This is a genomic window from Streptococcus atopicus, from assembly GCF_049166725.1.
Lineage (GTDB): Bacteria > Bacillota > Bacilli > Lactobacillales > Streptococcaceae > Streptococcus > Streptococcus hominis.
This window is the reverse complement of record NZ_JBMHFC010000004.1, coordinates 1-21,925: the sequence shown is the minus strand read 5'-3', so window position 1 is coordinate 21,925 and position 21,925 is coordinate 1. Positions and strand designations below refer to the sequence as shown.

Sequence of the window (21,925 nt, the reverse complement as noted above, 5' to 3'; positions counted from 1 at the left end):
TTACTGATTAAATTTCGTTATTTAAGATTTGCTTGCCGAATACTTCTTTTTCCAAACGATTTAAGCGTTTTAAAATATCAAAATTTGTCAGCGTAGCAGATGCCGCTTGATGAGGGGTTTCCATGATAGATTGCGTCAAAGGTGAAGTCGCCGCCTCATTTGACTTTTTAGCGAGTTCTGCTTTCAAACGAGCATTTTCTTCACGCAGTTCCTTTACCAAAGCAGCATATGTCTCGTAATCTTTAATGACATCATCTAAAAATTCGTCCACTTCAACCTTGCTATAACCACGGACACCAACTTTAAAATCTTGATCAAAAATATCTTTCGGTGTGTAAATAATACTAGCCATTTCTCTCTCCATTCTCGTTCATTACTTTAATTATATAAAAAATGAACCGCAAAAATCAAGGTTAAACATCTAATTTTCGGAAAAATTTTCTGCGACCTCATTCAAGTCATCAAATGTTAATTGTTTGATAAAGTATTGTTCTTGTTTTTTCATCATTTGGTAAAGATATTTTAAATTTGTTTCATTTTCTTCATCGTAAAAAATATAAGCCCCGTCTGTATTACTGAGTAGAAAGTGATTGTAATCACGAAATTGGCTGGGATTTTCATAATGAGGATAGGCGTATTTAACAAAATCCACCTGTTTAAAACGACTTAATTTTTCTTGATTGGCTTCATCCCAGTTTTCACCTTGATTCTCAAAAGTAAAAATCGTCGCAATTTGAAAATCGTAATCTTGCTGCAATTTTTTTGCAACCTCTAGTGCCCAAACTTCAAAACCTAAGTTCCCAGTGAAAATCAGCCACTCCGCACCTTCTTCCAATAAACGCGTCAAATCTTGTTGAATGGCTTTTTTAATAATCTTGATTCGAGGGTCTTTGTCATTAAAAATTCCCAAATCAAAATTCCGATAACCTACTATTAATACGCTAACCACTTAAATTATCCCTTTATTTCCTTTTTTATGTTATAATAGAGTGATGTTATTGTACCAATAAGGAGATATATGGTCAACTATCCACATAAAGTTTCCTCTCGAAATCCATTAAGACTTCCCAAAAAGAAGTCCGTTGACTTTGCGAATCGGGGAATGTCGTTTGAAAAAATGATCAATGAAACGAATGATTATTATCTTAGTCACGATTTAGCGGTCATTCACAAGAAACCAACTCCTATTCAGATTGTAAAAGTGGATTATCCCAGACGTAGTCGGGCAAAAATTGTTGAAGCCTACTTTCGACAAGCCTCTACAACAGACTATTCTGGTGTCTATCAAGGACATTATATAGATTTTGAAGCAAAAGAAACACATCAAAAGGCTTCTATGCCGATGAAAAATTTTCATGCTCATCAAATCAAGCACATGGAACAAGTCGTCAAACAAGGAGGAATTTGTTTCGTTTTATTGCACTTTTCAGCCTTAAAATCGACATATCTGCTTCCTGCTCCTTATTTAATTAACTTTTTCAAGATTGACAAAGGGAAAAAGTCCATGCCGCTTGACTACATTCAAAAGCATGGATATTCTATCTCACAGAATGGTCTTCCTAGCATTCCCTATCTTGAAATCATTCAACAAAATTTACTAGGTGGTAAAATAAATGAATAAGCAATCTTTACTGACAGCTGCAAAATATGTAGCTATCGGTCTCATTACATTATTTATGCTTGGAGTTGTAGCTGGTGGAGGAATTTTCCTCTATCAAGTTCACAAGGCACCTGCCTTGTCAGAAAAGAAACTAGTCGCCACAACTTCCAGTAAAATCTATGATAGTGAAAACAATCTTATTGCTGACTTAGGTTCTGAAAAAAGGGTCAATGCGGCAACAAGTGATATTCCAACTGACTTAGTACGAGCTATCGTTGCAATTGAAGACCACCGTTTCTTCAATCATCGCGGCGTGGACTCTGTTCGTATTTTTGGTGCTTTCTTGAATAATCTGCGCAGAGGAAATCGACAAGGAGGGTCAACGTTGACGCAACAGTTGATTAAACTGACCTACTTCTCCACTTCAAGTGCCGACCAAACACTATCACGGAAAATTCAAGAAGCCTGGTTAGCAGTTCAATTAGAGCGGAAAGCCACTAAGCAAGAAATTATTACGTATTATGTAAACAAGGTCTACATGTCAAATGGTAACTACGGTATGCAAACAGCTGCTAAAAGTTATTACGGCAAAGATTTGAAAGATTTGAGCTTAGCTCAAACTGCTTTATTGGCGGGGATGCCTCAGGCACCAAACCAATACGACCCTTATACAAAACCAGAAGCTGCTAAAAATCGTCGCAATCTTGTATTGTCAGAAATGTATAAACTCAAATACATCTCTGCTGAGCAATATGAAAAAGCAGTCAATACACCCGTCACAGATGGTCTGCAAAGCTTAAAAAATTCAGCTTCTTATCCTGCTTACATGGATAACTACTTAAAGCAAGTTATTGAGCAAGTCCAAGAAGAAACGGGTTATAACTTGCTGACGACGGGAATGGAAGTCTATACAAACGTAAACAGAGCAGCTCAAGAACGCCTTTGGAATATTTATAATAGCAATGAATATGTTGCTTATCCAGATGATGAATTACAAGTAGCTTCTACCATTATGGATGCTACAACTGGTAAGGTAATTGCTCAACTAGGAGCCCGAAATCAAGCTTCAAATGTTTCTTTTGGTACTAACCAAGCAGTTGAAACCAATCGCGACTGGGGATCAACCATGAAACCGATCACGGATTACGCTCCAGCCATTGAAAATGGCATTTACACTTCTACGGCTGCTTATATTAGTGATGCTCCTTATAATTATCCTGGAACAACTACTCCAGTCTACAACTGGGATATGCGCTATTTTGGAAACATCACCATTCAGTATGCACTTCAAGAGTCTCGGAACGTTCCAGCTGTCAAGACGTTAGAAGCTGTCGGACTCAGCAAGTCTAAGAAATTCCTAAGCGGACTGGGCATTAATTATCCAGATATGGTATATGCAAATGCCATTTCAAGTAACACGACAAAATCCGATCGAAAATATGGTGCCAGCAGTGAAAAAATGGCTGCTGCCTATGCTGCTTTTGCAAATGGTGGAACTTATTACAAACCACAATATGTCAGCCGTGTTGTCTTTAGCGATGGAACCTCAAAAGATTTCTCTAATCAAGGTACAACCGCAATGAAAGAAACAACAGCTTACATGATGACAAATATGCTGAAAACAGTTCTTACATCTGGTACTGGGACCAATGCAGCTATATCTGGTGTCTATCAAGCTGGTAAAACAGGAACTTCCAACTATTCCGATGATGAATTGGCGAAACTAACGAAGCCTTATGGTGGCTCTAGTGTTGTGACTCCTGATGAACTCTTTGTTGGTTATACGCAGAAATATTCAATGGCGGTATGGACAGGTTACACTAATCGTCTTACTCCTGTTCTGGATGACGGTGTGAAAGTTGCAACAGATGTTTACCGTGCGATGATGTCTTACTTGTCTGAAAGTGGGACAGAAGACTGGGAAATGCCTAGCGGCCTTTATCGTAGCGGAAATTATGTCTTTTTAGCCAATGCAACTAATAGATATCAACAAAATTATTATAATTCTACTTCAAGTTCTAGCTTAGAAGAATCGTCTACATCTTCAAATAGTCAAGAAAGCTCTACTCAAGAGTCATCAAGTAGTTCTTCATCAAGCACTTCTTCATCAAGTACGGAACCCAGTGCTTCCACATCTACAAATTCTCCTAATAACAGTAGAAATTCGGAAACTCCTCCCGCACGAAATCGATAATGAAGAAGTTTCTGAAAGCCAAGCCGTTTAGAAGTTAACACCTTCAAATCAGAGTTTTGTAAAAATTAAAAAACACGAACAATCTTATAGCCAGTTATTTACTGGTCTTGATTGCTCGTGTTTTTAATATTTCATTCTCTTGCAGAGTCTTTTGAAGCAAGATTAAAAGTTTTATCCCGCTTCTTTTTAATTCTTATTATTTGCTAGCCAAAGCTCCCATTGGATCCCACGGAGCAAGTACTTTTGGTTCTGCTTCATAAGCAGCTAATTCTTCAGCCGTTAAAAATTCTTTGCGGACAACGATTTGATAAGTGTATTCGTCCATCCAGTCATCACTGGCAACAAAATAACCTTTGTCTCCAACTTTATCTCCCCAAGAATTTTCCACTTTCCATTTTGTTGATTTTCCATTTTCATCCAAATCAACACCCGTCAAGACCATAGCATGGGTCATGAGACTTTCGCTGTAATCCAAACGTCCCGCTTTATCTTGTGTCAATTCAATATCCATGCTTGATGTGAAATCGTACATATCATTAACCATAACGCCCGCTTTGCGGTTGCTAGATTGACCGACATCAGAACCAAACCAAACCGTTTCTCCAGCCTGCATTTGAGCAATAGCCAGCTCTTTCAAACGCTCCATATTAACATTCAAATAACGGACATCGCGCGCTCCTACGACATTTCCTAACATCTCAACAGTGTAAGATTTACCGTATGGTTTGTCAGCTGTAGGAGCATTGATGATTGAAACGTAATCATCTAATTGAAGATCCACGTATTTTTTGTAAAATGCTTGTGGTGTTAAGCCATTTTCACTGTGGAAATTGTTGTCTTTATCACGATAAGAAAAATCAAAAGTACGAGGTGGGAGTCCAAGTGACATTGCTAAGAAATTAAAGATTTCTTGTAAAAGCTCTTCTTTCTTAGCTTGGACAGCTGCTGTGTTTGCTCCACTAGTAACCAAGTCACGCAAGATTTGTGCATCTTGACGGAGTAATTTATTGAGATATTGGTTGAGCTCACGGCTATTGCTAGATGAAATGGATTCTGGGTAAACTGATTTTGGAACAACTCCATATTTTTCAAAAAGTGCCACAACCATATCCCATTGTCCGCCGTCTTGTTGAGGCGTATCTAAGAGGAATTTCACTTTGCGGCTGGTTAAGTCTTGGTCAGCTGTTGCTAAGACTTGCTCTAAGAACCAGTTGGATTTTTCATATTTATCCCAAAAGAATGTATATGCTTGCGACAATTCAAATTCTTCCAATTGAAAGCCTGCAATCATTTTATGACGGAATGTATTGAGTGCTGCAAACATCCAGCAACGTCCAGATGCTTTTTGATTGCTGACTTTATCTTTGGTTAAGTCAATAGAAAACACAGGATTGTTTTCAATCGCACTACTGCGCTTTTCAAGCGATGTTAATAAACCATTGTGGCTAACTGCATTTTCAATTGCAGCATACTTAGCAGTTGCTTCATAATTTGCATATAATTTATCTGTAAATTGTTGATCTATAGAATTCATAGATACCTCCTTCTAATTCTAAACACTATTATAGCTTATTTTCAAAATTCTTCAAACAAAAAGTTAGGCGCACCTAACTTTTTGTTATACAACTAATTTTAGTAGTCTTCGTATTCTAAAAAACGTGAGTCAGAACAATTCTCCTGCTTATTTCCAAAAATCATCGAAGATTGTAATCGGCAAATGGCGTTTATGCTCCCCTTTATGCCACCAAGATTCAATCCTTGCTTTCGTTTGGTCAGAAATGGTCTTACCTTCCAAATAGTCATCAATTTCGTTATAAGTGACACCGAGAGCGACTTCATCTGCAATGCCTGGCTTTTCTTCTTCCAGATCCGCAGTCGGTACTTTCTCATAGAGGGCAGGATCAGCGCCCAAGGCAGCCAACAGTTGCTTACCTTGCCGTTTATTGAGACGATAAAGGGGCAGAATGTCTGCACCACCATCACCAAATTTCGTAAAGAATCCTGTGACGTTTTCTGCGGCATGATCCGTTCCAACCACTGCTCCTTTATAAGAGCCTGCTAAAGCGTATTGCGCAATCATGCGACTACGAGCTTTAATATTGCCTTTATTGAAGTCTGAGACAGTTGCTCCTGTAGCCTTAACCGCTTTTGTCATAGCGTCTGCACTTTCTTTGATGTTAACCACAAGACTGACATCTGGCTGGATAAAAGCAAGAGCTCGCTGTGCATCGTCTTCGTCAGCCTGCACTCCATACGGCAAGCGCACTGCGATAAATTGATAGCTAGCATCGCCAGTCTCAGCTCGCATTTCCTCTATTGCTAATTGCGCCAAACGTCCTGCTAAAGTGGAATCTTGTCCGCCCGAAATTCCCAAAACATAGGTTTTCAAAAAGGAATGTTTTTTTAAATAATCCTTTAAAAAATCAATGGATTTACGGATTTCTTCTTGTGGATCAATGACAGGTTTCACACCTAATTGCTGGACAATCGTTTCCTGTAAGGTCATTTTGTTTCTCCCATTTGGCTTGCTTTTTTGCGCATTTGATCAATCAAATCCACCTTATCTTGCCATACATCACGTGCCAAATCCACAGGATAATCTTGTGGATTGAGAACCCGTTTGTATTCATCCCACAACTTATCAAACTCTTTGCGAGCATATGTTTGGATTTCTGTTAAGGTTGGCAATTGGTATACGAGTTGGCCTTGTTTAAAAACATCTACCAAAAGAGGCACTGCATCAAAATTTGTCACTGTTTTATTGATGTAGGTGTAAGTTGGGTGGAACATTTCTAACTCGGCAATAGCATTCACATCTACGCCATCATAAGTGATATAGTCTCCTTCTGACTTGCCTTTTGCACGGCTAGTAATCCGCCAAACTTGTTTTTTACCCGGTGTTGATACTTTTTCCACATTATTAGAGAGCTTAATTGTATTACGCAAATTGCCATGTTCATCTTCAATAGCCACAATCTTATAAACGGCTCCCAGTGCTGGTTGGTCATAAGCCGTGATGAGCTTAGTTCCAACGCCCCACACATCAATCTTTGCCTTTTGCATTTTTAAGTTGAGGATTGTATTTTCATCCAAGTCGTTAGAAGCGTAGATTTTGGCATTTGGAAAACCAGCTTCATCCAGTTGCTGCCGGACTTTTTTAGAAATATAAGCCAAGTCACCTGAATCAATCCGCACTCCAAGGAAATTGATTTTATCCCCCATTTCACGCGCTACTTGAATCGCTGCAGGAACACCGAGGCGGAATGTATCATAGGTATCCACCAAGAAAACACAGTCATGGTGCGTTTCAGCATACGCCTTAAAAGCTTCATAGTCATTTCCATAGACTTGGACGAGAGCATGAGCATGCGTTCCTAAGACTGGAATATCAAAGAGCTTTCCAGCACGAACATTACTGGTTCCATTTGCTCCACCAATCACTGCCGCACGAGTTCCCCAGATAGCCGCATCCATTTCCTGTGCTCGGCGTGTACCAAATTCCATTAAAGGCTCATCTTCGATGACTGAGCGAATCCGAGCTGCTTTTGTCGCTACCAAGGTTTGATAGTTGACAATGTTTAATAAGGCAGTTTCCACTAATTGACATTGAGCAAGAGGACCTTCTACTTGAACAATGGGTTCATTGGCAAAGACCAAATCTCCCTCTTGTGCAGACCGCACTGTTAATTCCAATTTCAAATTTGCCAAATAGTCTAAAAATTCTTCATCATAGCCAAGAGAACGAAGATAGGCAATATCACTATCTGAAAATGTCAAATGATTTAAATAATGAACCATCCGCTCCAAGCCAGCAAAAACAGCATAGCCACTATGAAAGGGCTCTTTCCGAAAATAAACTTCAAAAACAGCTCGTTTATTATGAATATTTCTTCTAAAATAAACTTGCATCATGTTGATTTGATACAAATCCGTATGCAAGGTTAAACTATCATCTGGATACATAACGACTCCTTGTAAGATGTATTTTTACTTATTATACCACAAATCAAAAGAGCAAGAGGAAATCTTGTTCAACTTTAGGTGTTTAAATAACTATTCTCAAGTTTTCTGTTGTATTGCGCTGTTTAAATTTTCAGTTTTAAAACATCTTAAAAACCAAGGTGCATTTGGAACAACTTTAAAAAAGTCGCAAATTTATCCTTGGTTTTATTATATTATTATTTATCTTTAAATTTCAATTGGCTATAGATACCAAATATAAGTATCCAAATAGCTGAACCGATCGCTCCTACAACGGTTGATTTTTGTAAAAAGAGGGTTATAAATACAAAGGCAAAGAAGAGCAAAGTAAGAGGATTGAGAAACTTATAGGCTGGCATTAGATAGCCATCTGCCATAAATTCTTTTGATTTTCTGTATTTCAGGTGAGCAATCATAGTGAGTGCATAGATAGCAATATAAACTCCTGATGAAGAAGCAGTAATCAAAGCAAAGGAGTCTGATACTCCTGGTAACACCTGAATAAAAGCAGCTAATGCAATCACTACCGCTGAGGTCAAAATAGCGTTTTGCGGAACATTTTGTCTAGATAATTTCCCAGCACCGATCCCATTCAAAAAGCGATTAGGTGAATCATGTGCAATTTGATACAAATGACGCCCAGTCGAATACAAGGTAGAGTTTAAAGCTGAAGCAGCTGAAGTCAATACGACAAAGTTAATCAAAGCTGCAGCCCATTTGAGACCTGCCAACTTGAAAACAATCACAAAGGGGGAATCTGTGGTTGCTAAATCCCGCCAAGGGATAATCGCCATAATTGCAAGCAAAGAGCCACCGTAGAAAAGAACGATCCGCAAGGGGATTTCTTTAATAGCCTTTGGCAATACCTGCCGAGGATTTGCCGTTTCAGACGTTGTGATTCCAATAAATTCAATAGCTTGATAAGCAAAGAAGACCATTTGAAAGCCCATGACAAAACTCATAAAACCATTAGGAAATAATTGGAAATTTTGACTGATATTGCTGATGCTGGCTACACCATTGGGCGTTTTAAAGCCTGTCAACACCATAAAAATCGCTGTCACAATCAAAGCAATAATCGCTACAATCTTGACCATGGCAAACCAAAATTCAACTTCACCAAAAACTCGGACTGCAATCAGATTGACCATACTCAAAACAGCAAGGAAGACGATTTGAATCAGCCATGCCGGCCAAGTCGGAAACCAAAATTGGACATATTGTGCAACTGCCGTGATTTCTGCCATACCGATAAAAATGAGGGAAATCCAATAGGACCAACCGGAAAAATAGCCCCAGCCATTCCCAAGATACTTGGTAATGAAGTTGATAAATGTGTGCTGGTCTGGATCATAATACAACATCTCTCCAATCGCCCGCATCATCAAATACATAAAGACGCCGGTCAACATGTAAATGAGAATAATTGACGGCCCTGTCAGACTAATCGAACGTCCTGCTCCCAAAAAGAGACCCGTTCCAATTGTCCCAGCAATAGCAATGATTTGGACATGACGATTTTTTAAGCCACGTTCCATTTTATTCTTATTATTTTCAGAATTCTTTTCACTCATACGAAGCCTCCTTTTCACATGAACTTTTCTATTGTACCACAATTCTGACAATTTCACTAGTCATTTATGAGGGCACGAGAATTGAACAAATCAAAAGAAACCCTTTCATTTCCAATCCTCCAATGCATCACTGTGTTTTTATTAAACAAAAAGAAGCTGGGACGAAAGTCTCCAGTTCCAATGTATATAGTGCAATAAACCAGCGACGCAATAGCTGATTGCTCAAAGCACGTCTTTGAGGTGGCAAATAGGACTTGCGAAGCAAGTTCGAAAGAATGCCTTTGTCAAACACTTCGTTTTTTATCCACCACCTCAGCAGTCTGAGAGACTGAGACTATGAACTAAAAATTTTCAAGATGATTTTGGTCTTTCGCTCTAAAAATTCTCTGTGATATACTTGTAGACTTCTTGCCCTGCGACTGCCCCGTCACCAACAGCTGTCGTTACTTGGCGAAGGTCTTTTTCGCGAACATCTCCAATAGCATAGATGCCAGAAATAGCCGTTTTCATATGATTATCGGTTACAATCCAGCCTGCTTCATTGGTAATGCCCAAATCTTTGGCAAACTCACTAACTGGGTCTAAACCAACATAAATAAAGACACCGCCAAATTTGTGCTCCGACACTTCACCTGTTTTGACATTCTCTACCACAACGCTGCTAACGCGGTTGTCACCTTTGATTTCTTTTACCACTGAGTCCCAGATAAAATGAATCTTTTCATTGGCAAATGCACGTTCTTGCAGTAACTTTTGGGCTCGCAATTCATCACGCCGATGAACAATGGTCACCGTTTTTGCAAAACGAGTCAAAAAGATCGCTTCTTCTACCGCAGAGTCGCCTCCACCCACGACAAGTAGGTCTTCATCTCGGAAAAAGGCGCCGTCACAGACTGCACAATAAGAAACCCCGCGGCTGTTTAATTCTTCTTCACCAGGTACTCCTAGATGACGGTGAAAGGCACCAGTCGCAATAATAAGTGTCTTCGTTTCAAAAACCTCATCTTCTGTAAAGACTTTTTTTATTGCTCCTTGATCTTCGATTTTTTCAACAGAGCCAAACAAATGCTCCACTCCCAAATTTTCGAGCGGTTCAAACATTTTTTCGGCTAGCTCTGGACCACTGATATTAGCATAACCGGGATAATTTTCAATATCTGAGGTATTGTTCATTTGGCCACCGGGGATGCCTCTTTCTAAAAGAGCAACTTTGAGATTACTTCTAGCAGCATAAAGCGCGGCTGTCATGCCTGCTGGTCCAGCTCCAATAATAATTGTGTCGTACATAAAATTTACTTCCTTTATTGTAATCATTGTTATTCTAACGTTATTAAGCTCTTTTTTCAAACATTATGCTCTAAAGATAAGCAGAATCCCCATCATTGCAAAGGATAAAATCGGAATCGTCATCACTGCAATCAATAGCATATCATACAGATAAGCTTGTCGCTCTTTGATTGTTTTATCAACACGTCGAACAGCACGAAGCCCAATCCATAATCCGAGAAAACTCCCCACCAATAGCGCCGTAATCAGTAAACTCTCTAGATAGAGTAAAAAAACTTGAGACAGCATAGCCACTCCCCTATTTCATAACTTTATAATTGAAGGCATTCAAAACAAATGCCGCAAACTTGAAAATAAACCCAGCTAGCAAGGCCAACTGGGCTTCTTTTTCTATTATATCAAATATATGTCCGTTTGTAACTGGCAAAAAATTCTTTTGTGCGTTCTTCTTTAGGGCGGTTCATCATTTCATCAGGAGTGCCTGTTTCGATAATGTGTCCCTTATCCAAAAACAGCACTTTATCTGCCACTTGCGAAACAAAAGACATATCATGACTGACTAAAATCATGGTCTGACCAGCCTTGGCTGCATCTGCAATGGATTTTTCAACTTCCCCTACCAATTCAGGATCAAGTGCTGATGTTGGCTCGTCTAAAAGCAGAACATCTGGCTTCATCGCAAGCGCACGCGCCAAAGCAACACGCTGTTTTTGTCCACCTGACAAATGACGCGGATAGTGATTTTCACGGTCTGACAGACCAACTTTTGCCAATTCTTCTTTGGCAAGACTCGTTGCTTCTTGGTCTGAGAATTTTTTTACAATTAATAAACCTTCTTTGACATTGTCCAAAGCCGTTCGGCGCTCAAAGAGATTAAACTGCTGAAACACCATAGCTAACTTTCGTCGCAAGGTTAGGATTTCTTCCTTGCTAATCTTAGAAAAATCGACAGTAAAATCATCAATGACAATCGTGCCGCTGTCTGGCTGTTCCAGATAATTCAAGCTGCGTAAGAAAGTAGATTTTCCCGCACCAGATGAGCCAATTAAAGCAACTACTTCTCCTTTTTGAATCTCTAAACTAAGATTGTTTAAAACCATTTGTCCAGAAAAGGATTTGCTGAGATTTGAAATACGAATCATTATCGAACATCTCCTTTCGCCTGTATTTGTGGATTGAGATTATCAGGCGCTTCAATCGCCATTCTCTTTTCGATAAACCGCCCAAGTGCCTCAATCACAATATTCACGCCCCAATAGACAAGAGCAACTGAGATAAAGCGCTCAAAGTAACGGTAATCTGCACCACCCAAAATCTGCGCTTGAGCAAAAATCTCAACAACCCCTGCACTAAAAGCCAGAGAAGTCCCCTTGGTTAAGCCAATCAAAGAGTTAATCAAGGTCGGTGTGGCAACCACAGCTGCATTGGGGATAATAACACGGCGGTAAACCTGTCCGTTTGTCATCCCCAAACTACGAGCTGCTTCAATTTCTCCAGCATCAACAGACAAAATCGCCGCTCGAATGGTTTCACTAGCGTAAGCCGCTTCATTAAAAGCAAAAGCTACAATGGCAAATAGATAGGCTGGAATAGCATTGATATTCAGGCCCGTTCCAAATCGCAAGTTGATGGCCTTCAGAAGCAAAGGAATCCCATAATAAGTCAGCATGAGCTGAACAAGCACTGGTGTCCCTCGCAAAAAACTAACGAAAAAAGCCTGCAAAGGATACAAAACTTTCACACGGTTAATTTTGACAATAGCAAAAATGAGAGCCAAAATCAAGCCAAAAAAAGCTCCTCCCAAAGTCAATAGCAAAGTTGTCGGTAATTTTTCAATAATTCTTGGTAGTCCGTCAAACACAGATCGCCAGCTAAAAAGCTGTCCGTCTGGAATCTTCTGAACCAATTCTTGATACCAATTAGAGGCTAAAATCACTGTTGTAACAATCATAGTAACTTCCCTTTCTCGATAATGTCTAATTCTATCACAATTTTTTTATTTCACCAATTATTTACTACGATAAAAATAGACTAGCAAGACTAGTCTATCACATTCGTTCTCTAAAGAATAATTGTTTTTATTTATGAGAGTGATAAAGAAATTTTAAGACTAAAAACTTTGACGTTTCGCTTTTCTTTCTGCACGACCGCGTGCGCGATTTTCAGCTCTTTTTGTCTTACGGCGCTTTTCATTGACAGCCCACTGGATTTTTTTCTTATAGCCCGGTTTGATTTTCTTCTTTCTCTTTTTAACCAGACCAATCATTTCCGTGTCCAATTTTTCCAGCGTTTTTTCACGATTGGCACGACGATCGCGGTCATAGGTATCTTGAAATTCTCCGTTTTTAATCATCTTGGGAATGAAGTGAATGCCCAATTTTTCCAGCTCACGAATATCTGAATCATCGCTCGGTTGATAAAGTGTAATGGCTGTTCCCGATAGACCATTTCTGCCAGTTCGTCCCACTCGGTGAACGAAGAAGGACAAATCTTGCGGAATCGCATCATTGATGACATGACTAACGCCTTCAATATCAATTCCCCGCGCAGCTAAATCTGTCGCAACAATGTATTCAAAATCTAGGTTCTTCACCTGATTCATAATCCGTTTTCGCTCCCGCGGTGCAATATCCCCATGAATCTTTGCCACTTTGAGACCTTGCGCTGTCAGATAGCTATGCAATTCATCCGCTCGTGTCTTAGTATTGACAAAAATCATAGCTAGATAAGGCTGTAGGAGCTGTGTGATTTCATAAATCTGCGCATTCTTATCACGTCCTTTTGTTGAAATCAGCCAATTTTCAATAGTATCTGAAATAACCGTTTTGGTTTTGATTTGCTCAATGACCGGGTTGGATAGATATTTTTTTAAAAATGGCTGCAATTTTTGCGGAATGGTTGCAGAAAAGACTAGAAATTGCAAATCCTTCGGCAAACTGGATGCAATCTTATCCACCGTCATTAAAAATCCCATATCAAGTGTCATATCAGCTTCGTCAACGACAAAAGTATGCGCCTTATGAATGACTAAGTCACCAGATTCAACCAAATCATAAATACGTCCCGGCGTACCAATGACAATGTGCGGCTGACTGGAACTCAATTTCCCAATCTGACGATTTTTATCAGTTCCACCAACGTAATGAGCCACTCGGATTGCTTTATCAGAAAAAGCAGCAATTTGACGCGCAGCCTGATAAATCTGCCTAGCCAGCTCACGACTAGGGGCGGTAATGACAACCTGAACACTATCTGTATCTTCATTCAGCTTTTGAAAAATCGGTAGTAAGAAAGTGTGGGTTTTCCCTGAACCTGTTTTGGACTCTCCCACCAAGTCACGACCAGCAAGCACAACCGGAATGAGTTTTTCCTGGACTTCTGTTGCCTCAACAAAGTTCAAATCCTTGAGTGCCTCTTGGATATAATCTTTAAACTTAAATTCTGTAAATTTCATGTTTTCCTCTATTCGTCTCTTATCTTATCTATTATACCAGAACTTGCTTTAAAAATAAAAATGAATCATGTTTTTCTCTTCTTATTTCCTCCCTTTTCTATGAAGCTCTCCTTATTTTATGATACAATAATAATAAGTTTACAAAAAAGGGATGACCATGAAAAAATTTATTATTACTCTTGTAACGACTCTCTTGATCTTCCTAGCTCCTACAGTTTTAGCGGACAACTTTGAAGTAGGTGCTAAGTATGCTATCGCAGTTGACGTTGCAACCGGAAAAATTTTGTATGAAAAAGATGCTAATCAGCCAGTTGAAATTGCTTCTATTACTAAACTACTAACAGCCTATTTAGTCTATGAAGCAATTCATCAAGGAAAATTCACTTTACAAACTTCAGTAGATATTTCTGACTACCCTTATCAACTAACCGTTAATCCAGACGCCAGTAACGTTCCTTTGGAAGCTAGAAAATATACTGTCGAAGAACTGTTAGAAACTTCTTTAATAGCAAGTGCCAATAGCCCCGCGATTGCCTTAGCTGAAAAAGTCGCTGGCAGTGAGAAAAAATTTGTTGACTTGATGAAAGCTAAATTGCAGCAATGGGGAATCAAAGATGCTACTATCGTTAATGCTTCTGGACTGAATAATTCTGTTTTAGGAGAAGAACATATTTATCCTGGTTCGGGAAAAGAAGACGAAAATAAAATGAGCGCTCACGATGTTGCAATTATTGCTCGGCGTTTAATCCTTGATTACCCAGAAGTTCTAGAAATCACCCAAAAAGCTACGTCTAACTTTGCAGGCATGACGCTTACATCGTCCAACCACATGCTCAAAAACATGCCCGCCTTTCGAGCTGGAGTAGATGGCCTCAAGACTGGAACTTCTGATAAAGGAGGCTCTTCCTTTGTCGGAACAATCCAGCAAAGAGGGATGCGTTTGATTACGGTTCTCCTCAATGTTAATCATGCAGATGAGGATGAGAATGCCCGCTTTACGGCTACCTCTAGATTTATGACCTATATTTATCAACAATTCACAGTCCAAACTCTTGTGAAAAAAGGCGAAGCCTACAATAAAAGCTCTGCCCGCGTCATTAACGGGAAAAAAGATGAAGTCACTGCTGTTGCAAGTAAGAAACTCACTATTGTGCGGAGATACAATCATAAAAAACCGACTGTCCATTTTTCAACTGATAAAAACGGTTATCCCACTCCTTTAAAAAAGGGTGTCGTTGTTGGGAAATTGACCTATACTGATAATGATTTGATTGGAAAAGGCTATCTTGACAAGCAACCACCAACTATTTCCATGCTTTCAGCAGAGAAAATTGGTCGTCCTTTCTTCCTCAAATCATGGTGGAATGAATTTGTCCAATATGTCAATGAAAAATTATAAACGAGCGAAATAGAAATCAGTATTTCGTAGAAGCTTGATTTCATCGTTCATCTCCGCATAGCTCGAAAGACTTGAGGAAGCTTTTGAGGTTGGAAATAAGCAAATGTAACTTGATGACAAATAGGCTGTAAAAGTTGATATAGAACATATTATAGCTCATTCAATAGTAATTGGGAATGTGACAAAACTCAAAATCAAAAATTTTTAGTTTGTAGTCTCATTCCCACAAGGTTGCTCAACAGCCTGAGAGACTGTCGAGGTGGCAGATAAAGAAAACAAAGTTTTCGTCAAAAGTACTCTTCCAAGCTTGAAAAGCGAATCGCCTTGAGACTTGCTTTTCAAGCTCTATCCGTAACCTCAACGCAGTGCTTTGAGCAATTAGCTACTGCGTCTGTAATGCTAACGATATAAACAAAGAAAGCTGAGCACTTTTGTCTCAGCTTATTTATTTTAGCTTCATTTACTCAACTTTTCAGAATTTCCAGCTTCCTCAATCGCCTTTTTAAGAGCGTTCCAACCTAAGGTTGAGCATTTGATGCGTTGAGGGAACTTAGCAACACCAGCTAAAAAAGCTGCGTCTCCTAGTTCCTTTTGCTGCTCATCATCCTTACCTTGCACCATTTGAGAAAAAATTTCTGCCAAAGCTAGCGCTTCTTCCTTCGTCCTCCCTAGGACTACATCCGTCATCATACTGGCTGAAGCTGTAGAAATACTGCAGCCAGAATTCACAAAGGCAATATCTTCAATCACGCCCTGCTCATCAAATTGAACCGACAAGCTGATGACATCACCGCACGTAGGATTGTTGAGACTAACTTGTTCTACGCCCTCCAATCGACCTTGATGATGAGGGTGAGCTGAATGGTCTGTCACAACTGCTTTATAAAGGCTATTTAGTTTAGAAAGTGCCATTGAAAAACTCCTTTGTTTTCTGCAAAGCTTCAACAAGCTTATCACAATCGACTTTGGTATTATACAGATAAAAGCTAGCCCGAACAGTTGCTGCTACTCCTAGGTAACTCAACAAAGGTTGAGCACAGTGATGTCCAGCCCGTACAGCCACGCCTTCATAGTCCAGAGCTGTTGCTACATCATGAGGGTGAAGCCCAGCTAGATTAAAAGAAATAACACCCGACCGCTGAGCCAAGTCCTCCGAACCATAAATGGTAAGCCCCTCAACAGCTTGTAATTTTGGAAATGCGTAAGCTATCAATTCCTGCTCATACTGATGAACTGTTTCCATTCCAATCTTGTCCAGATAGTCAATGGCGGCAGCTAGACCTATAGCACCAGCTATATTGGGTGTGCCTGCTTCAAACTTCCAAGGCAACTCTTTCCATGTCGCTTCTTGTTCATAGACAAAATCAATCATTTCCCCACCAAATTCGACAGGCGACATTCGCTCAAGTAGCTCTTCTTTGCCATAGAGAACACCGATACCAGTCGGACCTAGCATCTTGTGACCTGAAAATGCAAAGAAATCAACGTCCAAATCTTGTACATCAATCTTCATGTGAGGGACTGATTGAGCTCCGTCCACCACTAAAAGAGCATTTGCCTGATGCACTAACTCTGCTATTTCTTTTATGGGATTCACCACACCTAGTACATTAGAAACATGCGCCAAAGCAACAAATCGCGTCTTTTCAGTCAATTTCGACCGAAAATCAGCGAGATCTAACATGCCGTCTTTCAGATAAGCATAAATCAATCTAGCACCTGTCTTCTTACAGGCTTCCTGCCAAGGAATGATATTGGAATGATGTTCCATAACGGAAATCAGCACTTCGTCACCTGGCTGCAAGACATTTTCAGCATAGCGCGCCACCCAATTGAGACTAGTCGTCGTTCCTCTCGTAAAGAGAACTTCTTTCGTCGAAGCGGCATGGATAAAGGAGCGCACTCGTTCCCGCGCAGCTTCATAAGCTGCCGTTGCCCGTTCTGCTAGTGTGTGAACACCACGATGAACATTGGCATTGTCTTTTTCGTAATAAGCTGCAATCACCTCTAATATCTGAGTAGGCTTTTGGGTTGTAGCCGCATTGTCCAAATAAACCAAAGGCTCATCATTGACGATTTGATCCAAAATTGGAAAATCCCTCTGAAGGATTTCTACATCAAGTTTAGACATTTCTTTTCCTATCTTTTATTTCTTAGCCAAAATTTCATCAATAGTTTCAATCATCTCGGCACGGACTTCTTTAACTGGAATTTCAACGATAACAGAGCCTAAGAATCCACGCACGACCAATCGTTCTGCAGTTGCCTTATCCAGTCCCCGACTCATAAGATAGTACATATCTTCTGGATCTACCTGACCGATAGAAGCCGCATGCCCTGCTGTGACATCATTTTCATCAATCAAAAGAATAGGATTGGCATCTGAACGTGCTTGGTCAGATAGCATCAGTACTCGACTTTCCTGTTGAGCATCTGCTCCCTTAGCTCCCTTGATAATGTGACCGATTCCGTTAAAAGTCAACGTTCCCTTTTCCAAAATAACTCCATGTTGGAGGATATTGCCGATTGAATTGCAACCGTAGTTGGTGACGCGACTGTCAATCCCTTGTATCTGTCTACCACGAGAGAGAGCCACCACTTTCATATCCGCATGACTGCCACGACCAAACAAATCACTGTCAAAATCAGCAATCACATTGCCTTCATTCATGACCCCGATTGCCCAGTCAGTCATTGAATCATCGTCCAACTTACCCCGACGACTGATATAAGCTGTCACATTTTCCCCCAGACGGTCAATAGCTGAGAACTTAATCTGAGCACCAGCCTGTGCAATCACTTCCACCGTGATATTAGCAGTCACGGGAACAGTCCCAGAGCCATAGGTCTCCAGACGCTCCAAATAGGTAAACTTGGAATGCTTCCCTGCGATAATCAGGATATGCTTGTTAAATGGCACGTCACTTTCACTGTCTTGATAAAAAATGCCTTCAATGGGCTGATTAATTTCAACATTATCCGGAATATATAGCACCGCTCCACTATTGAAATAAGCTGTATGGTAAGCTGCTAGCTTATCTTCGTCATATTTAACAGAAGACATAAAATGTTTCTCAATAATTTCTGGAATTTCCTCAAGAGCAGAATAAAAGTCTGTGAAGATGACACCCTGCTCCGCCAAGTCAGCCGGCAATTGCTCTAAAACAGTCTGCGTTCCAATCTGAACTAATTTCAAATGATTATTCAGTGCTGTAAAATCAGGCACATTTGCAAGAGCCTCACTTTCTGACAGCGTGCCGTCTCCCAAGTTCCAACGATGAAATTTCACACGCTCAATAATCGGTAACTTCAACTCTTCTATTTTATCAAAAGCAGCTTGACGAAGATTCGCCAACCACTCAGGCTCCGCATGCATTTGTGAAAAATGTTTAATAGTTTCTTTTGTCATTTCATTCTCCTATCTTTTTCAAGCAAAAAGAAGGGGTAACTAAACTTCTTCTTGGTAATCAAAACCAAGTTCTTCAGCCAATTTGGCATAACCTTCCTGCTCCAAACGAACAGCTAATTCCGAACCACCTGAAGCCACTATTCGCCCATCCATCATAACATGCACCACATCAGGCATAATGTAATTCAACAAGCGTTGATAGTGCGTAATAATCATAGCTCCAAAATTTTCACCACGCATGGCATTGACACCCTTAGATACCACTTTCAACGCATCAATATCTAGTCCAGAGTCAATTTCATCCAGTAGCGCAAAAGTTGGCTCTAGCATCAACAATTGCAAGATTTCATTGCGTTTCTTTTCACCGCCAGAAAAGCCTTCATTCAGATAACGCTCGGCCATTTCCTCTTTCATATTCAGCAATTCCATCTTTTCGTCCAATTTCATGATAAAATCACGAACAGAGATTTTTTCGTCGTCTTCTTTACCTGCATTCATAGCTGCACGCAAAAATTCTGCATTGGTAATACCTGGAATTTCACTTGGATACTGCATAGCAAGAAAAAGCCCCATACGAGCTCGTTCATCCACATCCAGTTCTAAAATATTGACACCGTCAAAGAGAACTTCTCCTTTGGTTACCTCGTAATTTGGATTTCCCATAATCGCTGCTGATAAGGTGGATTTCCCTGTCCCATTTGGACCCATAATGGCGGCAATTTCTCCTGTTTTAAGAGTCAGATTGACTCCCTTTAAGATTTTCTTTCCTTCAATTTCTACATGGAGGTCTTTGATTTCTAACACAGACATGGCAAACTTTCCTTTCTTTGTAACCATTCATTTACCTTATAAGTATAGCAAAAAAAAGCCAAAAAGGCTTTTATTTTGTTTAAGTGCAAGTCTACTTCTTTTTTCTATTTCTGAACTTTGTTCGGATTTCTTCCCGATAAGCAGAATTTCCGATAAAACGAAGGATATTGAGTAGCGGTGTTCGATTTGGCCCCAGAACACCAATTAGTTCTACCAAAAGTTCCACTCCAAAAAGTAGTCCAATAATTAACAGTGTCCCACCGATACGGCTCGAAACATTTAGCAAAAGAGAAATCATGGCAAAAATCATAGAAATGCCATAAATAACCAAGACTGTCCCACGATGTGTTAAGCCCAAGGATAACAGCCGATGATGAAGATGCCGCTTGTCTGGTGTGTAAAACTTTTGCCCAGATAAAGTTCGACGGACAATTGCTAAAAAGGTATCTGTAATCGGCACCCCCAGAATAATCATCGGAGTAATCACAGCAACAGCTGTCGCATTCTTCAAACCTTGAAGTGATAAAACCGCAATCATAAAACCGATAAACAGCGCACCTGTATCTCCTAGATAAATGATAGCTGGATGATAATTATAAGGAAAAAATCCTGCGATAGACATGACCAAGACAAAAATAGTTAAGGTTAGAAAGACATTGTGATCTGGCAAGAAAAAGTAGGAAACAATCCCCATTGTCACCAGCGAAATAATGGATACACCACTCACTAATCCGTCCAACCCGTCAATCAAATTAACGGCATTAGTAATCGAAATAATCCAGATAACGGTTAAAATGAAAGACAACCAAGGAGCAAAGTGCAGCAGCGGCCCACCAAAAGGGATTTTAAAATGATTCAAACGGAAATCCGTCAATAACCAAATCAAACTGGCAGCCAACACAATTCCTGACATCTTTGCTAAAGGCTTCAACTCTTTTACATCATCAATCAATCCTGTCAGAGCAATGATTCCGCCTCCTAAGACAACAGGCCAAATATAATCAAAATAACTTTTTCCATGAAAGGTCGCCTGCACAATCATCGGCATAAAAACAAGTGTAGCAACCGAAAAAGCAATGACAATAGCTAAACCGCCGCTGCTTGGCATCGGTTTTTTATTGATTCTCCGAGCATTTGGATAATCAACTGCGCCTATCTTAAATGCTAATAGACGCACCAAAGGTGTGAGAATCACACCAATGAAAAAGGTTCCAAGCAACACCAAAATGAATTTTAAAGGGAAGGGAATCATAAGCATTTAACCTTTTTAAGACTGGCAACTGCCTCGTTGACAAGCAATAAATAACCATGCTCTTGTAAAACAGCTCTTGTCACATCTGTGTCTTCTGCATGTTCACGCATAGAAGCCAGAAGCCAAGCTGGATAACGCTTAGGATGTCCTTCAATATCAACCAAGATTGTTAAATAATAGTAACCATCCATTTTGTACAACTCCGAAGTGTTAACAGCATAGTCTACTGTTTTAGAAAAGACAATCGCTTCTTTCAAGCTGGAAAATTTCAAGATATAATAGATATATTTTTGAGTAAGGTCGTCACTATTTTCTTCTTGATCTTCTATGTCAGAAGTGCTCGTATTATTTTCTGCTTCTGCCATTTCCAAAGACCGAACAGCCTCCATATCGTCTTTGTTTTTCTCAAAAATATTTTTTTCTAATGTCTTTAAAAATTCATCTGGAGACATTTGAGACAGCTCTTCTACATCTGGCAAATCCGCCAAATCCTCGAAGTTCAGATTCTTATCAATCTTAGACTTGGTGACAAAGACATCCAATCGGTCGGGCTTTGGTGTCACACGAAAACTGAGCATGCCGCTATCCAAAAAGCTCTCTGGCATTTCCAACTCATCTAAAATTGCATAGAAAAACTCTTCTGTTTTTTCTTGTGGAACGAGAAAATCTGCCATTTCCATCCCACGTTCTTCTAAATCCTCTAATTTTATTGTGATTTTAATCGTTGTATCACTAATTTGCTTCATTTCCATCGCATTACCTCATACTTCTAGTCTTTCCATTATACTAAAATTTCGGTTTTTTTACAAAAAATAGATAGCCTTTGTCTTCTTTTGTCAATGATAAATTGTAAAATATAGTGCAACAAAAAAACTCATAGCGTTTCATTGGTGTAAACTGTAAGTAACCACACAAACAGAACCCGAGGAAAAACTATGAGCTACTACCATCTTACCATAACTGAC

Annotated in this window: 20 protein-coding genes; 3 read left to right on the top strand and 17 right to left on the bottom strand. The window is 39.7% G+C overall.

Annotated elements, in window-relative coordinates:
- Positions 1–7: 7 nt before the first annotated feature.
- Positions 8–352 (bottom strand): cell division regulator GpsB, encoded by a 345-nt coding sequence (gene gpsB / locus ACOMA9_RS03840; RefSeq protein WP_022525308.1) that lies wholly within the window; start codon positions 350–352, stop codon positions 8–10.
- Positions 353–421: 69 nt separating this feature from the next.
- A complete protein-coding gene (locus ACOMA9_RS03835) occupies positions 422–949 on the bottom strand; it encodes an SLOG family protein (RefSeq protein ID WP_330944809.1) in 528 nt (175 codons plus the stop codon).
- A gap of 69 nt (positions 950–1,018) precedes the next feature.
- Here ACOMA9_RS03835 and recU point away from each other — a divergent pair, with 69 nt between their 5' ends.
- Positions 1,019–1,621, top strand: coding sequence for a Holliday junction resolvase RecU (recU, locus tag ACOMA9_RS03830; protein ID WP_049533529.1), 603 nt, complete (start codon positions 1,019–1,021; stop codon positions 1,619–1,621).
- Entirely contained in the window at positions 1,614–3,794 is a 2,181-nt protein-coding gene (pbp1a, locus tag ACOMA9_RS03825; RefSeq protein ID WP_330944808.1) for a penicillin-binding protein PBP1A, read from the top strand. The genes recU and pbp1a overlap by 8 nt, the downstream gene beginning before the upstream one ends.
- 196 nt (positions 3,795–3,990) lie before the next feature.
- Here pbp1a and pepC read toward each other — a convergent pair whose 3' ends face one another.
- From pepC to ACOMA9_RS03780, 9 genes are all read right to left on the bottom strand, one after another.
- A complete protein-coding gene (gene pepC / locus ACOMA9_RS03820) occupies positions 3,991–5,328 on the bottom strand; it encodes an aminopeptidase C (protein ID WP_151380049.1) in 1,338 nt (445 codons plus the stop codon).
- 147 nt (positions 5,329–5,475) lie between these two features.
- Positions 5,476–6,300, bottom strand: a complete 825-nt coding sequence (gene nadE / locus ACOMA9_RS03815; protein ID WP_151380050.1) for an ammonia-dependent NAD(+) synthetase — start codon at positions 6,298–6,300, stop codon at positions 5,476–5,478.
- Positions 6,297–7,757, bottom strand: a complete 1,461-nt coding sequence (locus tag ACOMA9_RS03810; RefSeq protein ID WP_003043504.1) for a nicotinate phosphoribosyltransferase — start codon at positions 7,755–7,757, stop codon at positions 6,297–6,299. The genes nadE and ACOMA9_RS03810 overlap by 4 nt, the downstream gene beginning before the upstream one ends.
- Before the next feature lie 215 nt (positions 7,758–7,972).
- Positions 7,973–9,349 carry an amino acid permease gene (locus ACOMA9_RS03805; protein WP_003031075.1) on the bottom strand — a complete coding sequence of 459 codons (1,377 nt, stop codon included), beginning with the start codon at positions 9,347–9,349 and terminating at the stop codon, positions 7,973–7,975.
- A gap of 375 nt (positions 9,350–9,724) precedes the next feature.
- Complete coding sequence (trxB, locus tag ACOMA9_RS03800; RefSeq protein WP_151380051.1) at positions 9,725–10,636, bottom strand: thioredoxin-disulfide reductase; 912 nt, start codon at positions 10,634–10,636, stop codon at positions 9,725–9,727.
- Positions 10,637–10,699: 63 nt separating this feature from the next.
- Positions 10,700–10,924: a DUF4059 family protein gene (locus tag ACOMA9_RS03795; RefSeq protein WP_421424696.1), complete on the bottom strand. Its 225-nt coding sequence runs from the start codon at positions 10,922–10,924 to the stop codon at positions 10,700–10,702.
- Between the two features lie 110 nt (positions 10,925–11,034).
- On the bottom strand, positions 11,035–11,778 hold the full coding sequence (locus tag ACOMA9_RS03790; RefSeq protein WP_421424694.1) for an amino acid ABC transporter ATP-binding protein: 744 nt from the start codon (positions 11,776–11,778) through the stop codon (positions 11,035–11,037).
- Positions 11,778–12,587 (bottom strand): amino acid ABC transporter permease, encoded by an 810-nt coding sequence (locus ACOMA9_RS03785; protein WP_003028435.1) that lies wholly within the window; start codon positions 12,585–12,587, stop codon positions 11,778–11,780. The genes ACOMA9_RS03790 and ACOMA9_RS03785 overlap by 1 nt, the downstream gene beginning before the upstream one ends.
- A gap of 159 nt (positions 12,588–12,746) precedes the next feature.
- The gene (locus ACOMA9_RS03780) at positions 12,747–14,090 is read right to left on the bottom strand and encodes a DEAD/DEAH box helicase (RefSeq protein ID WP_330944807.1); all 1,344 of its coding nucleotides are present in this window, start codon (positions 14,088–14,090) and stop codon (positions 12,747–12,749) included.
- Positions 14,091–14,247: 157 nt separating this feature from the next.
- On the opposite strand from ACOMA9_RS03780, the gene pbp3 reads away from it, so the two are divergent.
- A complete protein-coding gene (gene pbp3 / locus ACOMA9_RS03775) occupies positions 14,248–15,489 on the top strand; it encodes a D-alanyl-D-alanine carboxypeptidase PBP3 (protein WP_270206934.1) in 1,242 nt (413 codons plus the stop codon).
- Positions 15,490–15,945: 456 nt separating this feature from the next.
- On the opposite strand, the gene sufU is transcribed toward pbp3, so the two are convergent.
- The 6 genes from sufU to mecA form a co-directional block, all read right to left on the bottom strand.
- The gene (sufU, locus tag ACOMA9_RS03770; protein WP_330944806.1) at positions 15,946–16,401 is read right to left on the bottom strand and encodes a Fe-S cluster assembly sulfur transfer protein SufU; all 456 of its coding nucleotides are present in this window, start codon (positions 16,399–16,401) and stop codon (positions 15,946–15,948) included.
- Positions 16,388–17,620, bottom strand: coding sequence for a cysteine desulfurase (locus ACOMA9_RS03765; protein WP_270206937.1), 1,233 nt, complete (start codon positions 17,618–17,620; stop codon positions 16,388–16,390). Before ACOMA9_RS03765 ends, sufU begins: the two co-directional genes overlap by 14 nt.
- A gap of 15 nt (positions 17,621–17,635) precedes the next feature.
- A complete protein-coding gene (sufD, locus tag ACOMA9_RS03760; RefSeq protein ID WP_330944805.1) occupies positions 17,636–18,898 on the bottom strand; it encodes a Fe-S cluster assembly protein SufD in 1,263 nt (420 codons plus the stop codon).
- A gap of 39 nt (positions 18,899–18,937) precedes the next feature.
- Positions 18,938–19,708: a Fe-S cluster assembly ATPase SufC gene (sufC, locus tag ACOMA9_RS03755; protein WP_330944862.1), complete on the bottom strand. Its 771-nt coding sequence runs from the start codon at positions 19,706–19,708 to the stop codon at positions 18,938–18,940.
- A gap of 91 nt (positions 19,709–19,799) precedes the next feature.
- On the bottom strand, positions 19,800–20,966 hold the full coding sequence (locus tag ACOMA9_RS03750) for a glycosyltransferase family 4 protein (protein ID WP_003028442.1): 1,167 nt from the start codon (positions 20,964–20,966) through the stop codon (positions 19,800–19,802).
- On the bottom strand, positions 20,957–21,712 hold the full coding sequence (mecA, locus tag ACOMA9_RS03745) for an adaptor protein MecA (protein WP_151380058.1): 756 nt from the start codon (positions 21,710–21,712) through the stop codon (positions 20,957–20,959). The genes ACOMA9_RS03750 and mecA overlap by 10 nt, the downstream gene beginning before the upstream one ends.
- Positions 21,713–21,925: the final 213 nt, after the last annotated feature.

Bases quoted from the DNA above. Each gene is read 5' to 3' on its own strand.
- gpsB (WP_022525308.1), bottom strand. From the start codon at position 352: ATGGCTAGTATTATTTACACACCGAAAGATATTTTTGATCAAGATTTT.
- ACOMA9_RS03765 (WP_270206937.1), bottom strand. From the start codon at position 17,620: ATGTCTAAACTTGATGTAGAAATCCTTCAGAGGGATTTTCCAATTTTG.
- ACOMA9_RS03750 (WP_003028442.1), bottom strand. From the start codon at position 20,966: ATGCTTATGATTCCCTTCCCTTTAAAATTCATTTTGGTGTTGCTTGGA.
- ACOMA9_RS03780 (WP_330944807.1), bottom strand. From the start codon at position 14,090: ATGAAATTTACAGAATTTAAGTTTAAAGATTATATCCAAGAGGCACTC.
- recU (WP_049533529.1), top strand. From the start codon at position 1,019: ATGGTCAACTATCCACATAAAGTTTCCTCTCGAAATCCATTAAGACTT.
- nadE (WP_151380050.1), bottom strand. From the start codon at position 6,300: ATGACCTTACAGGAAACGATTGTCCAGCAATTAGGTGTGAAACCTGTC.
- trxB (WP_151380051.1), bottom strand. From the start codon at position 10,636: ATGTACGACACAATTATTATTGGAGCTGGACCAGCAGGCATGACAGCC.
- sufC (WP_330944862.1), bottom strand. From the start codon at position 19,708: ATGTCTGTGTTAGAAATCAAAGACCTCCATGTAGAAATTGAAGGAAAG.
- ACOMA9_RS03810 (WP_003043504.1), bottom strand. From the start codon at position 7,757: ATGTATCCAGATGATAGTTTAACCTTGCATACGGATTTGTATCAAATC.
- sufD (WP_330944805.1), bottom strand. From the start codon at position 18,898: ATGACAAAAGAAACTATTAAACATTTTTCACAAATGCATGCGGAGCCT.
- sufU (WP_330944806.1), bottom strand. From the start codon at position 16,401: ATGGCACTTTCTAAACTAAATAGCCTTTATAAAGCAGTTGTGACAGAC.
- pbp1a (WP_330944808.1), top strand. From the start codon at position 1,614: ATGAATAAGCAATCTTTACTGACAGCTGCAAAATATGTAGCTATCGGT.
- ACOMA9_RS03805 (WP_003031075.1), bottom strand. From the start codon at position 9,349: ATGAGTGAAAAGAATTCTGAAAATAATAAGAATAAAATGGAACGTGGC.
- pbp3 (WP_270206934.1), top strand. From the start codon at position 14,248: ATGAAAAAATTTATTATTACTCTTGTAACGACTCTCTTGATCTTCCTA.
- ACOMA9_RS03795 (WP_421424696.1), bottom strand. From the start codon at position 10,924: ATGCTGTCTCAAGTTTTTTTACTCTATCTAGAGAGTTTACTGATTACG.
- pepC (WP_151380049.1), bottom strand. From the start codon at position 5,328: ATGAATTCTATAGATCAACAATTTACAGATAAATTATATGCAAATTAT.
- ACOMA9_RS03785 (WP_003028435.1), bottom strand. From the start codon at position 12,587: ATGATTGTTACAACAGTGATTTTAGCCTCTAATTGGTATCAAGAATTG.
- ACOMA9_RS03790 (WP_421424694.1), bottom strand. From the start codon at position 11,778: ATGATTCGTATTTCAAATCTCAGCAAATCCTTTTCTGGACAAATGGTT.
- mecA (WP_151380058.1), bottom strand. From the start codon at position 21,712: ATGGAAATGAAGCAAATTAGTGATACAACGATTAAAATCACAATAAAA.